The organism is Salinispora mooreana (assembly GCF_000379065.1).
In the GTDB taxonomy this organism is placed as follows: domain Bacteria; phylum Actinomycetota; class Actinomycetes; order Mycobacteriales; family Micromonosporaceae; genus Micromonospora; species Micromonospora mooreana.
Window position 1 is genome coordinate 4,950,069 of sequence record NZ_KB900614.1, and the last position, 11,503, is coordinate 4,961,571.

Consider the following 11,503-nt stretch of genomic DNA (forward strand, 5'->3'; position numbering starts at 1 on the left):
GCCCAGCGGGCGTCGGACAGGTCGGACGGGTAGGGGCGCCGTTCGGTCATGAAGCAGGCGTACGGTGTCGGGGCCTCGACCTGGCGGACGTCATGTCCGTCGGTGCGGGATGAAAGTGAACCAGACACGATCCCGGGGCGATATCCGCTGAAACCGGGTAGGCCTATGTCCACCGATATGTTTTCTTTCTAGGTCGGGTCGGGCATCTCGCGCTACCGAGGTCGAGGCGCGAATCGGCCATTACCGGCCCGAAGATGAAGCAAACGTCCAGTCACGCGTCGGCGGGCCAGGCGCGGCGTACGGCGTCGAGGGCGGCTTCCCGGTCAGCCAGCAGCCGTGCCTGCCGCAGGTAGGCGGCCGCGTGGAGTTAGCCGGCGGACCAGGTCGTCGAGGCAGGTGGTGAGGTCGTTGAGCGCGGAGAATTCGTAGTGGGTGCTGTCGACTGACCCTGTGGTCAGGTCGGCTGTTTCGAGTTCGGCCTCACCGCTGGTCCAGACGATCAACCAGCCGACGAGATCGCCGTTGATGCAGTCGATCCAGGCTGCGGACTTGTCGTAGGTGGGGCCTCGGTGTAGCTGCCATTGGACGCCAATGTTGTGCAGTTGCGGGGCGCGGGCGTCCACGGTGGCGGCGAAGTCGTCGAGGTCCAGTTCCATCACGCTGGCGATGTTAGGGCGGTTACGGGTCTGTGCTGGTAGGGAACCTTGTCGCGGAGCATGGCGAACAGGACGTCAACGCGACGTCGGCGTTGAGTTCCCAGGACGAACCATGGGTTGTCGCCCAGCGCCGCGCCGGTCACGGGGTTGGCTGGGCGGACGACGCGGTACTGTTCGGTGCCGAGCCGTCCCTGATGTACCCGGACCTTGAGGGTCATCCGGTGGCGAGCTGCATGCGTGCGTGCATCAGCGCGAACCCGAGAAGGTTGCGCCCGCGCCATCGGGCAGGATCGTGTGCGTGGGGGTCCGTGGCGGACAGGCCGATGCCCCAGACACGATCCACCGGACTGGCTTCCACCAGTACCCGGTTGCCCGTGCGAGACAAGTACTGCCCGAGGTCAGGGTGCTGGCTGAACTTGGCCACATTGCCGGCGACGACCAGGTCGAAGCAGCGCGCATCCCAGGTGGCCTGGTCGAAGCCGCAGACCTGCCGGCCCAGAGCCTTGACCGCCCCCGGGTGCGGCGTCGTGAGTATCCGCGCGGCAATCGCTTCGTCGCCGAACAGGCAGGCCTTGCCGACCATCATGTAGTGCTCCGGTAGTTGTCAAGTCAAACTGAGACGGTCTGTTCCTGCTGGGTTGGCTTGTTGATCCAGGCGTGGTCGGGCAGTTTCGGTGCGCGGGGCCTGCGGTTGAACCGGTCCGGGTGGGCGGCGTGGGCCGCGTCGAGGGTGTCCTGCCGTTGCTCACGGATCTGCTCGGCGGTGCCGTAGTGCACCGACGCCGGGGTGTGCCAGCCGATCCCGGAATGTCGGTGTTCATGGTTGTAGGCGGTGAAGAAGCCGTCGCAGAAAGCTTTCGCGTCAGCGAGGGACCCGAACTTTTCCGGGAAGTCCGGCACATACTTCATGGTTTTGAACTGGGCTTCGGAATACGGGTTGTCATTCGAGGTCCGAGGTCGGGAATGCGACCGTAGGACACCGAGGTCGACGAGCATCTGCGATACCGGCTTCGACACCATGACGCCGCCACGGTCGGCGTGGATGGTGTGCGGCTCGACCCCGTTACGGCTGATCGCATCGGCCAGGAAGTCGCGGGCCACGACCGCGTCCTCCCCGGCCGCGACGAGCCACCCGACAACATAGCGCGAGTAGATGTCGATAACGACGTAGCACCGGTACCAGAGGCCTGTGACAGGTCCTTTCAACGCGGTGATGTCCCAGGACCACACCTGACCCGGCCCCGTCGCGACCAGTTCCGGACGTACCCGGGGTGGATNGGCCGCCAGTCGACGTCGTTCCCGGCTCTGCCCGGCCGCACGGGCGATGCGATACATCGTGGATATCGAGCAGTGGTAGCGGCCCGCATCCAGTTCCCTCGCCCAGACCTGCGGGATCGCCAGGTCGGCGTAGACGAGCGAGTTCAGCACCGCCAGCACCCGGCCGCGTTCGGCCGGGCTGAGTGCCTGCGGTGGCGGGGTCCGGGGCAGCCACGGCCCGTGCCGTGGACCGACCGGCTTCACCCGCCGGTAGTACGTCGCCCGCGAGGTCCCGGTCAACGCGCACGCCCGCTGCACCGAGANATCCGCGCCGCGTAACTNNCCGAACACGGCGGTCAGGATCTCTTCGGCGGGTTGTCGTTGTCCGCGCTCTCGGAGAGTTCTTCCAAGAGCGCGTGCGCTTTTCCCATGATGTCCAACGCCATACGGGTCTTCTTCAGCTCCGCCTGCAGCTTCTCGTTCTGCCGGCGCAGCTTCTCCAACTCCACCTGCTCCGCGGACTTCTTCACCCGCGACCCCGCCGCAGCACCGGAACCCGTGACCGGAGTCCCTACCTGTCCGAGTTGCCCGGCATCCCGAGCCCGTGTCCACTCGATGATGTGCGACGAGTACAAACCTTCCCGTCGCAGGATCGCGCCTTTCTCCCCGTTCGCGGCGTTCTCGTACTCGGCGACCATCGCACGTTTGTACTCCGGGCTGAAAACCCGCCGCGACGGCTTCGGCGCCGGATCAACCCCGTCGCCGGACACCGGCTGCTTGCCAGAAGAAGTGGACACGTACACAAGGATCTCCGATCCCCGCCCTCAGCAGGCCCGCCACCCCACTCACACAGGGTGTTCTCACACCATCTTGACCAAGAGGGGGTGACCTCCCGCATCTCGCATCAGATGCGAGATCTTCGCATCCGATGCGACCCACCTATCGAACATGCAGGTCAGGATGGGCGGATTCGCCCCCCTCACAGCAGGGAGTCATCTCCACCAGGTCTACAGTCGTCGAAACCGCTACTCCCGCGACCAGCAGCGCCAACCTCGGCCACAGGTCGGACGCAGACTGTCTTGTATTCGCATCAGACTGAATACGCGGCGGTTGTAGTCGTGCAGAACTACCTGATCACCACCGACAGCAGGGGGCGGGAGGTGATCCGGCGGCGGGAGGCGGACACGGATGGTCTCCCGCCCGCCAAACATCGGATCACCTCGCCGTACGACACCGACACCCGGTGGGCCGCCAAGGGTGATGACCTGTTCTGGAACGGCTACAAGGTCCACCTGACCGAGACCTGCTACCACGACCAGGCGGACGCCATACTCGCGGTACTGTCCGGCCCAGTGTCGTTGACGCGCCGAGCGCGCCATGTCCACAAGGCGGCCGGCCTTGTCGGGATCATCTACTCCGTAGAACGCCAGCAGCGCGCGGAGGTCGTTGACAGAGCAGAGATGCTCACCATACCGCTCTCCATCCGCATGATCTTGGAGAACCCGCCAGTTCCTTACGTGGTTGGTCTGACTGGCTATCTGTTTCATGCCTGACGGCAACCTGCTGGGGGGTTCAGTGCGTAGGTATACGAAGCGGGTCAAGCGGCAACACGAGTGGGAGACCGATGCGGAGCACGGCTGAGGATGAGATCAGCGAGTTCGTGCGGGCGCGGTATGCCCGTTTGCTGCGAATCGCTTACTTGCTCTGCGGTGATCATGGACGAGCAGAGGACCTGGTACAGACGACGTTGACGAAGGTCGCTCTGGCGTGGTCCCGACTAGATGACGATGTTGATCATTACACCCACCGGGTGTTGACGAATACGTTCATCAGCGCGCGACGGCGGCGATCGTGGTTTGAGCGGCCATCAGTAGTTGCCGCTGACCAGCCTGGACCGGATCAGTTCGCTGCCGTGGATGATCGAGACTTGCTGCGGCGGGCGCTGGCGCGGCTACCGGCTCGGCAGCGTGCGGCAGTGGTGCTACGCCACTACGAGGACCTCAGCGAGGAACAGACGGCAGCGGCGTTGGGGTGTGCGGTGGGCACGGTAAAGAGCCTGACGTCGCGAGGGCTGCGCTCGCTACGAGCTGACCTGGATGCCGTGGGACGGCCAGCGAAGGCGTGTGTGGGAGGAGGCAATTGATGAAAACTGAGAGGAACTTGCACGAGCGGCTGATTGATCTAGCGGCTGAGGTCCGTGTGCCGGCGGACCCTGACGTGATGATCCGCCGCCGGGTCAGTGCGGTGCGTCGTCGGCGGGCGGCGCTTGCAACTTCGGCCCTGCTGATCGTGGCGGTGGTGGCGACGCCGGTGATCCTCGCCACCGTCGCGGCACCGTCGCAGAGGGAACTGCCGATGGTGCAGGCCGACGGGCCGCTGCTGAGTTGGGAGCGCGCGGGCGAGGCGCCGGAGGCGCTGGTCGATGATGCGGTGAGGGCGTGGGATCAGGCGACGGGGACCGGCGGATCAGCGATAGAGCACTCGACGGTCCGCGCGTTGTTGGCAACCGAGCATCCGACACTGGGCTCGGTAGTCGTGCTCCAGAGCTCAGACAACGCTGGCCGGGCGAGGATCGGGTTCTTCGCCACCGCCTCGACGTCCCGGATGCGGATGCTGGCCGACAGACCCGCCCCAGACCCACGCCAGACGCGCGTGATCAGCCTGGTAAGTCCTCATAGACCATCGCGCAGCGCTGACGTGGACTACTGGAGCGGCTACGTGATCGCGGTGGCGACACCCGGAGTGACTCACCTAGGGATCACGAGCACCACCGTCGACGATGACATCGGTGGTGGGAAGGGACCGGCCACCGGCCGTTTCATCATCCGAGCGTTGCCGCGAACCTCGACTGCTCTTAACGTTCGGATTGAGGGCTTCGTCGGCAACACCTCCGTCTTCGACGCCCCCGCCCAAGGTGGTGCCCTCGGCGACGCCGATGCCCTGCCCGCGACCGTGCTGAGCCGCTCGGAGGACACCATGACAGTGTCGGTGACCGACCCCGGCCGGGTGCGTGCTGGCCAGCTCGTAGCAGTCGCCGACGGCCTGGTGGGACGGGTCCTGCAGGTCGACCCGGCCTCCCGACAGGTGCAGGTGCAGCTGCCCAACGCGTCAGGATTCGCACTCGCCGCTTACACCGACATCAGCAACCAGCACGGTGTCCTACGGGGAACAGACGACGGACTGCTCTTCGAGAACCTGGACCCGAACGCCGCGGTCAACGAAGGCAACCGGATCCTGGTCGCTGATCCCTCCCAAGCCGGCGATCTCGCTGGGGCGATCACCGCAGCCCGCCCGACTCAGACCCGCACCGGCACCCAGAGCACGGTCACGGCCCGTTCAACCGTGTCTGTCGACGATCTGCGAGAGGTGTATATCAGCGTGCCCGCCGCCATCCGGTGACAGTCACGTCAGCAGCAGCGAGGGGTGGCACACCGCCGGTGTGCCACCCCTCGCTGCTGCTCCGGCCAGTTCAGATGTTGCCGACCGCGGACCCATCGCCGCGGGCGTACGCGAAGTTGCCCGCACTGCCGTAGCCAAACCAAAAGTAGTACTCGTAGCTATTGGACAGCCCGGTCCAGCAGTACTGGTACGTCCGGTTGTCTGTCGGCCAGTTCACAGCGTCACCCATCACAGGATCAGTACCCGACTGGACGCGGTACAGCTTGACCCCGAGCGTGTCTACGTGCGGGGTTCCCGACTGCACGTAGACTTTCAACCATGTGCACGCCTTATTGGTCGTGGTGTTGAACCTGCGGCTCTCGAGCCCGTACGACACCTCGAACCAGTAGTTGAACGGCAGCGAAACACCGAGCGTGCCCATCGACCCGGAGGACGACGCCCCTTCGGTGAACCCGTACGTCGGACCCTGAACCTGGGGCAGCTTGCCGCTCGGCACCAACTGAGGGCTGACTACCTCCGGACCCTTGGCGATCGACACGGCTTCCGACGTCGGCCCGGCCGCGTCCTTCGGCCCTGCGCTAGCCGGGCTGACACCACCAACCGCGACACTCATAGCGACCGCTGTCGCCGCTAGCACAGCCCTACGGAACTTCACCCTAGTCACTTTCAGGTGCCTCCCCATCGCACAGCGACACGAAGGGCTCAGTGTGCCCAGCTATGCGCCGAAGGTCAATATCGTCATCTTCGATGAGGTCTCGGTTGTGAGAGAGCCGGAGTCAGGGTGACGGGGTGTGATCGCCTGAGGCGTACTGGCTCCAGGGCCCGCCGGCGTTGGTGACCTGGCGGGTGGCGGTGGTCTGGTGGAAGCCGAGGGCCTCGGCGATGACCGGGGCGGGGGCCCGCACCTCTGCCATCAACCACCACAGGTTGCTGCACTCCGTAACCGAAGCCTTCTCAGGCGGACGAATACCAGCTACATCGAATAGGTGACTCTGCCAGTCGACTAACTTGATCTTTAACCTGGGTCGGTTTGTAGCGCCCCTGGCTGATCGCGGCCGCGGCCCTTGGTTGATCATTCTTCTTGTCGAGGGAAGAGGATCAGGACCAAGGGCTGCGGGATGATTAGTGTGCATGACGCCGGGCGCGTGAGCGTGGTGGGGGACCTCGCGACGTTTCGTATGGAGTTGCATCGTTGTTTGACCGCCAGGGCTGATGCGTTGTTCGAGTTGGCTGATGCGGTGTTGTGCGCGGATGGGCCGGTGCGGTCGTTGCCGGCGTTGTCGCTGGTGGCGGAGCACCGTCGAGGTCACGGCGCGTTGTACGACGCGTTGGCTGCTGGTCGCATCGATGTGCAGCGGTTGCGGACCGTGGTGGCGTCAACGCCGATTCCACGGGCCGCTGACGGGCGGATCGTTCTGGCGGTGGATGTGACCTGCTGGCTGCGGCCGGAGGCACACACGGTGCCGCAGCGGATCCTGTGTCACACCTACGGGCGTGGCAAGGATCAGCACATCGGGGTGCCGGGCTGGCCGTACTCGTTTGTGGTGGCTCTGGAGTCAGGGCGTAGTTCGTGGACCGCGCCGCTGGACGCCATCCGCCTCAGCCCGGGTGCTGACCTGGCCGCGGTCACCGCCGAGCAGGTGCGCGCGGTGGTGGACCGGCTGATCGCCGCGGGGCACTGGGAGCCTGGTGACCCGGCGGTCTGGGTGGTAATGGATGCCGGCTACGACGCCGCCCGGGGTGGCCTGGCTGCTACGCGACCTGCCGGTACGCGTGCTGGCTCGGATGCGATCCGACCGGGTGCTACGCCGCCGGCCAGGGCCATGGATAGCAGGCCCCAAGTGCGGCCGGCCACCCCGGCACGGCAGCGAGTTCATCTTCGGCGACCCGGCCAGTTGGGGCGCCCCGGACGTGACCACCGTGACCGAAACCCGCCTCTACGGCACCGCGACCGCCCGCGCCTGGCACCGGCTACACCCCCGGCTAACCCGCCGCGCCGCCTGGGCCGACTGCCCCGACCTGCCCATCCTGGAAGGCACCGTCGTCCGTCTCGACGTGCAGCGACTGCCCTCGGCGCTTGAGTCTGGCAGGGTGCGGTAATCCGACTGTCTTGTAATCACGGCCCAGCACGGTCCGATGTTCACGGTGTGTTGCGGGTTGGGCTGTAGCGGTTCCAGGTGCCGCCAGCGGCGGCTTGGTGCCGTTGGGTGTGGTGGTGGAAGCCGAGGGCTTGGGCGACGACTGCTGCCGGGGCCTGGAGCACGAGCTGGCGCAGCGCGGCGAGACGGCCGGGGACGGTCGGGATACCGAGGTTCCGGATGAGCGGGGCGATCGTGTCGAGGGTGAGGGGTTGGCCGGCGCGGCGGCCGGGGAACAACCAGCGGGCGTCGCGGTTGGTGGCGGTGCGCATGTTGGTCCGCTGGTCGCGCAGGGCCAGCAGCAGTGCGGCGACAGGTTCGGGGACCGGTGTTGGCGGGTCGCCGAGGTGCAGCAGGACCTCGGGCCCGGTGGTGTCGATGTCGTCGATGGTCAGACGCAGGATCCGGCCGAAGGGCTGGGCGTAGAGCAGGACGAGGATCGCGGCCACGCGGGTGCGCAGTCCGCCAGTCTCATCGGTGAACAGTTTGCGCAGCAGCGCGAGACGGCGGTGCTGGGTGATCGGGGTCTGCTGGCCGGGCCGGTAGGAAGGAATCTTCAGGCGGGGCATGTGCCCGGCGCGTGCGGCCCAGGTCAGGAATGGCTTGAGGAGTTGCCGCTGGTGCGGCCGGTGGTCGACGAGCCAGCGGTCGAGGTCGGCCTGCCGCAGCATGCTGAGGGTTAGTCCCTGCTCCTGGGTCCATGCGAGGAGGTCGCCGGCGCGTAGGACTTGCTGGCCGAGGTCGTTGCGAGTGTGGCGGCTGATGGGTCCGCGTTCGGCGCGGCGCCGCAGCCAAGGCAGGGTATGCCAGGTGGTGTATTGGCGCAGCAGCCGGCGCTGCTCGGGGTCGGTGACGGTGTCCAGCTGTTCGAGCCGCCACCTCTCGAACAGCGCGACCTGCTTGTCGATGCGGGGTAGGACGCCGCAGGCCATGAGCAGCTCGCGGAGATGGGCGGCGACGCGCCAGAGCTGCAAGCGGTGGAACGCGTCGTGGGTCAGTTCGATGTCGCCGCGGCCCAAGCCCTGCAGCAGGTTGGCGACTCCGGCGGAGCGGCCGGGACGGGACGAAACCCAGGCCAGGCCGGAGAGTGGGTTGTCCATGCTGGCCAACAGCTCGGCCAGAGGTGCCAGCTCGGGCCGGATTCGGCCGGTGCCGTCGTCGAGGAGCTCGGCGATGCAGCGGGCGAGGGTGCAACGGGTGCAGCGGCGGCCGGCGTGCAGCTTGCCTTCCTGCCCGCACTCGACGCAGGCATGTGAGGAGGAGAAACCGGCGCAGCTGGTGCAGATCGGCTCCTGGTCCGCGGGGCGCAGCCCGGCCAGGACCCGCTCGTGTCCGCAGCCGGGACAACGGCCATGGGTGCGTAGCGCCCGGTCGTGGCAGGTGCGGCAGACGTGCCCGTCCGGCCAGCGGGCCGCGAAGTTGCCGCGCCGGCCGCACCGGGCGCAGTCGCGGACGAACCAGCGTTCGTACTGCTCAGCGGTGTAGGTCCGACTCATCAGTCCGGTCGCACGCGGGCACGCCGGGGTCGGACCGTGGCCAGGTCCACCGGCGCCGGGGCCTCGCCGGCGACGGCCTTGCGCGGCGCGACGTTGGCCGCCGTCGTGACGACCAGGTCGGTGGGGGTGACCTCCAGGATGTCGCACAGCGCCGCGAGGACGGGCAGCGACAGCCGCTCAGGTGTACCGGTGACCAGGCGGTGGACCTGGGAGGCGGACAGGTCGATGCCGCGTTCGTGCAGCAGCGGGACCAGTTCGGTGGCGGTGAACACGCCGCGGGCGGCCATCATCTCCCGCAGCCGCCACCGGTAACTGACCTGCCGTTTCATGCTCATCGGGCCCTCCGGGACGGTCGTAGTGCCGCATCCATGGTCGCGTCGAGAGCCTGCCGCAGCGTGCGGGTGCGAAAGTCCGACGACACGCACTCTGGCGACGTCGGATATTGAAAGTGTCTGAATACCTGCCCGCCGGTTCGAGTCGCAGGTTGAACGACCTTGTTGGGGTGATTGCGCCACCCGCTGACTGTGCCCTCCTGCCACCGTCCGTCGAGGGCTGCCGAATCGTGGCGCATCACGGCATGCGTCGTGCAACTTCGGCGGGCCCTCGGCGGACTGGTGCGAGGGTCGTCAGAGAGCAGCGATTGACGCGGGTGCTCGTTCTTGCCGCGCGAGGACGAGCTGCACGCCCGGGCATCGTGTTGGAGATCTTGACCGGGGTGTGCGCCGGCGTGCATCGTCCCGATGGCGCCACCATCGCCGACCGGCTGCTGTTCGCCGTCGCCGCCCTGGCCGCCGAGCTCGAACGCGAACTGATCCGCGAACGCACCCTCGACGGGCTACGGGCCGCCGCCGCGCAGGGCCGACGCGGCGGCCGTCCGGTCGCCGTCAACGCCGACCAGCTTGACGTCGCCCGCGCCCGGTTGGCTCGCGGCGAGTCCGTGACCGCTATCGCCGCGCACCTGGGCGTGGGCCGCTCCACGCTGTACCGGGCGCTGCAACCTCACGACGGTGCGGATCAATCGTCGTCGGGATCGGCCTGATCTGGGCGCACAGCTAATTCAAACCAGGCGAACGCCCCCGGAGGTTCAGCCTGGGCATGTCGACCATCCAAATGGCCGTATCACAGGCCGACGGTGAGCGCATTACCTTATTGTAGGCGTGCACGCACGGAAGGTGCTAAAGCGGCGGTAGCACTGCGCGCGTCAACGACGACGGGGGCCGCGAGCGATGGTTCTGAGGTATACGGCGGACACGGCCGCAGCGGCCTGGCTCGCGACGTCGCGGACTCCGTCGGAGCAGCTGATCACCTTCGGGCCCGCCGGCTACGAGGCGTACGCTCGCCTGCGGTACATCCCCGATCCCACCTCGCCCGATCAGCTCGAAATCGACGCCGACATTCCGGCCGACCGCGAGTTGTGGACGCCACAGGCACGACGTGCGCTGCACGTCCTCGCGGAATTCACGATAACGCCTGACCAGTGCTTCTTCTGCGTCTGGGAAGGCGCCGCCGGAAGTGCCCTGTCCGCGACCGAACGGCACGGCCCGCTGGTCACCGTTCCCCACCGCCGGTACGTCCTGTTCACCGGCCGTCTCGCGGACTACCTCGAAGGCCACGACGAGCCCTTCGACGGCGACGCCGCTGTGGTCCCCGCCTTCGTCTGGCCGGCCGATCACCGTTGGTGTTTCACCAGTGATGTCGACACTCACTGGGCAGGGATAGGCGCCGATCGGACCGCCGTCGACACGCTGCTGAGCACCTTCGGCCTTGACGTGGTTCAGGCCATGCCCAACGAGCGCCCACCCGCCTATCGGTAGGTCACCAACCACAGGGGAGGAACAGTGAAGCAGTACGCAGCAACGATCATGCGGTTCGCGGTCGCGGTAAGTGTGGCGGTCGCAGGCATGAGTTTCACCTCGCCGGCAGCCGCGCAGCCCCGTGTCCAGCCCGACCATGCTGTCTCCTACGCCGAGGCCGTCCCTGGTCTTGAACCGCCTGGCCTCGGAGACAATGCGCGGTACGTCGACGAACAGGGCCGGGAGATCGATCCGGCGACGAACGGGCTACAGGACGGCGGAGAAAAGACAGCGGCGATCGGGTGCACGCCCGTCACCCTGCCGGACAATCCTCACTGGTCAACGCCAGATGTCTCTGGGCACGGGCAGTGGGACAAGGGCGACTGCACCGCAGCCACCGCCCACGTAAAGAACTGCCTCTACGAGTACTACACAGATGGCACATACCGCCGTAAGGCCTGCTCGGGGTCGGTGCAGCTCAAGCCCAAGTCGGTCAGCAACAACCGAACGACGGCGCGCCGAACCTGCGATTCGACAGGTCAACTGATCTCCTGGCGTAACCACGTCGATGTCGACGTCGACGGCCAGATCGATCCGCCAGGCACCGAATACCGCCAGGCGAACGTGTACTGCGTCGTCACCGGACCAGATCAGTAACCCACAGCTCAGCCCCTGACACACCACCGGAACGGCCCGAGAGTAGCTCGCTCTCGGGCCGTTCCGGCGCTGGCCCTTAACGCCAAGATCAGTTGCTTGGCGGGCTG

At 66.9% G+C, this 11,503-nt stretch carries 13 protein-coding genes and 3 pseudogenes; 6 read left to right on the forward strand and 10 right to left on the reverse strand.

Going from position 1 to position 11,503, the window contains the following annotated elements; all coding sequences use genetic code 11:
- Window positions 1-323 precede the first annotated feature (323 nt).
- The 6 genes and pseudogenes from SALPAC6_RS0123775 to SALPAC6_RS31090 form a co-directional block, all read right to left on the reverse strand.
- A complete protein-coding gene (locus tag SALPAC6_RS0123775; protein ID WP_018255804.1) occupies window positions 324-656 on the reverse strand; it encodes a hypothetical protein in 333 nt (110 codons plus the stop codon).
- The gene (locus SALPAC6_RS0123780; RefSeq protein ID WP_018255805.1) at window positions 656-874 is read right to left on the reverse strand and encodes a hypothetical protein; all 219 of its coding nucleotides are present in this window, start codon (window positions 872-874) and stop codon (window positions 656-658) included. The genes SALPAC6_RS0123775 and SALPAC6_RS0123780 overlap by 1 nt, the downstream gene beginning before the upstream one ends.
- Window positions 871-1,251 (reverse strand): annotated as a pseudogene (locus SALPAC6_RS26685) (NADAR family protein); the annotation flags it as partial. The gene SALPAC6_RS0123780 and the pseudogene SALPAC6_RS26685, both read right to left, overlap by 4 nt.
- 14 nt (window positions 1,252-1,265) lie before the next feature.
- On the reverse strand, window positions 1,266-1,991 hold the full coding sequence (locus SALPAC6_RS0123790) for a transposase (RefSeq protein ID WP_450097620.1): 726 nt from the start codon (window positions 1,989-1,991) through the stop codon (window positions 1,266-1,268).
- A 278-nt stretch (window positions 1,992-2,269) separates the two neighbouring features.
- Entirely contained in the window at window positions 2,270-2,710 is a 441-nt protein-coding gene (locus SALPAC6_RS29555) for a transposase (protein WP_162562056.1), read from the reverse strand.
- A gap of 531 nt (window positions 2,711-3,241) precedes the next feature.
- Window positions 3,242-3,402, reverse strand: a pseudogene (locus SALPAC6_RS31090) (XRE family transcriptional regulator); the annotation flags it as partial.
- A 135-nt stretch (window positions 3,403-3,537) separates the two neighbouring features.
- Here SALPAC6_RS31090 and SALPAC6_RS28535 point away from each other — a divergent pair.
- Window positions 3,538-4,056 (forward strand): SigE family RNA polymerase sigma factor, encoded by a 519-nt coding sequence (locus SALPAC6_RS28535; protein ID WP_080636128.1) that lies wholly within the window; start codon window positions 3,538-3,540, stop codon window positions 4,054-4,056.
- Window positions 4,056-5,312, forward strand: coding sequence for a rod shape-determining protein MreC (locus tag SALPAC6_RS26690; protein WP_018255810.1), 1,257 nt, complete (start codon window positions 4,056-4,058; stop codon window positions 5,310-5,312). Before SALPAC6_RS28535 ends, SALPAC6_RS26690 begins: the two co-directional genes overlap by 1 nt.
- A 70-nt stretch (window positions 5,313-5,382) precedes the next feature.
- On the opposite strand, the gene SALPAC6_RS26695 is transcribed toward SALPAC6_RS26690, so the two are convergent.
- Entirely contained in the window at window positions 5,383-5,976 is a 594-nt protein-coding gene (locus SALPAC6_RS26695) for a hypothetical protein (RefSeq protein ID WP_162562071.1), read from the reverse strand.
- Between the two features lie 112 nt (window positions 5,977-6,088).
- Window positions 6,089-6,226 (reverse strand): hypothetical protein, encoded by a 138-nt coding sequence (locus SALPAC6_RS29780; protein WP_018255812.1) that lies wholly within the window; start codon window positions 6,224-6,226, stop codon window positions 6,089-6,091.
- A gap of 204 nt (window positions 6,227-6,430) precedes the next feature.
- Between SALPAC6_RS29780 and SALPAC6_RS31095 the strand changes: the two are divergent.
- Window positions 6,431-7,385 (forward strand): annotated as a pseudogene (locus SALPAC6_RS31095) (transposase); the annotation flags it as partial.
- 67 nt (window positions 7,386-7,452) lie between these two features.
- Here SALPAC6_RS31095 and SALPAC6_RS29560 read toward each other — a convergent pair.
- Window positions 7,453-8,946 carry a site-specific integrase gene (locus tag SALPAC6_RS29560; protein WP_018255814.1) on the reverse strand — a complete coding sequence of 498 codons (1,494 nt, stop codon included), beginning with the start codon at window positions 8,944-8,946 and terminating at the stop codon, window positions 7,453-7,455.
- Entirely contained in the window at window positions 8,946-9,281 is a 336-nt protein-coding gene (locus SALPAC6_RS0123835) for a helix-turn-helix domain-containing protein (protein WP_012014123.1), read from the reverse strand. The genes SALPAC6_RS29560 and SALPAC6_RS0123835 overlap by 1 nt, the downstream gene beginning before the upstream one ends.
- 359 nt (window positions 9,282-9,640) lie before the next feature.
- On the opposite strand from SALPAC6_RS0123835, the gene SALPAC6_RS26705 reads away from it, so the two are divergent.
- The 3 genes from SALPAC6_RS26705 (at window position 9,641) to SALPAC6_RS30600 (ending at window position 11,396) form a co-directional block, all read left to right on the forward strand.
- A complete protein-coding gene (locus SALPAC6_RS26705; RefSeq protein WP_018255815.1) occupies window positions 9,641-9,985 on the forward strand; it encodes a helix-turn-helix domain-containing protein in 345 nt (114 codons plus the stop codon).
- A 187-nt stretch (window positions 9,986-10,172) separates the two neighbouring features.
- Window positions 10,173-10,760 (forward strand): hypothetical protein, encoded by a 588-nt coding sequence (locus SALPAC6_RS29785; protein ID WP_018255816.1) that lies wholly within the window; start codon window positions 10,173-10,175, stop codon window positions 10,758-10,760.
- A gap of 24 nt (window positions 10,761-10,784) precedes the next feature.
- The gene (locus SALPAC6_RS30600) at window positions 10,785-11,396 is read left to right on the forward strand and encodes a hypothetical protein (RefSeq protein ID WP_018255817.1); all 612 of its coding nucleotides are present in this window, start codon (window positions 10,785-10,787) and stop codon (window positions 11,394-11,396) included.
- The last annotated feature ends 107 nt before the right edge of the window (window positions 11,397-11,503 follow it).

Coding starts and splice junctions, on each gene's coding strand:
- SALPAC6_RS0123835 (WP_012014123.1), bottom strand. CDS start 9,281: ATGAGCATGAAACGGCAGGTCAGTTACCGGTGGCGGCTGCGGGAGATG.
- SALPAC6_RS29785 (WP_018255816.1), top strand. CDS start 10,173: ATGGTTCTGAGGTATACGGCGGACACGGCCGCAGCGGCCTGGCTCGCG.
- SALPAC6_RS29560 (WP_018255814.1), bottom strand. CDS start 8,946: ATGAGTCGGACCTACACCGCTGAGCAGTACGAACGCTGGTTCGTCCGC.
- SALPAC6_RS28535 (WP_080636128.1), top strand. CDS start 3,538: ATGCGGAGCACGGCTGAGGATGAGATCAGCGAGTTCGTGCGGGCGCGG.
- SALPAC6_RS29780 (WP_018255812.1), bottom strand. CDS start 6,226: ATGGCAGAGGTGCGGGCCCCCGCCCCGGTCATCGCCGAGGCCCTCGGC.
- SALPAC6_RS26690 (WP_018255810.1), top strand. CDS start 4,056: ATGAAAACTGAGAGGAACTTGCACGAGCGGCTGATTGATCTAGCGGCT.
- SALPAC6_RS0123775 (WP_018255804.1), bottom strand. CDS start 656: ATGGAACTGGACCTCGACGACTTCGCCGCCACCGTGGACGCCCGCGCC.
- SALPAC6_RS0123780 (WP_018255805.1), bottom strand. CDS start 874: ATGACCCTCAAGGTCCGGGTACATCAGGGACGGCTCGGCACCGAACAG.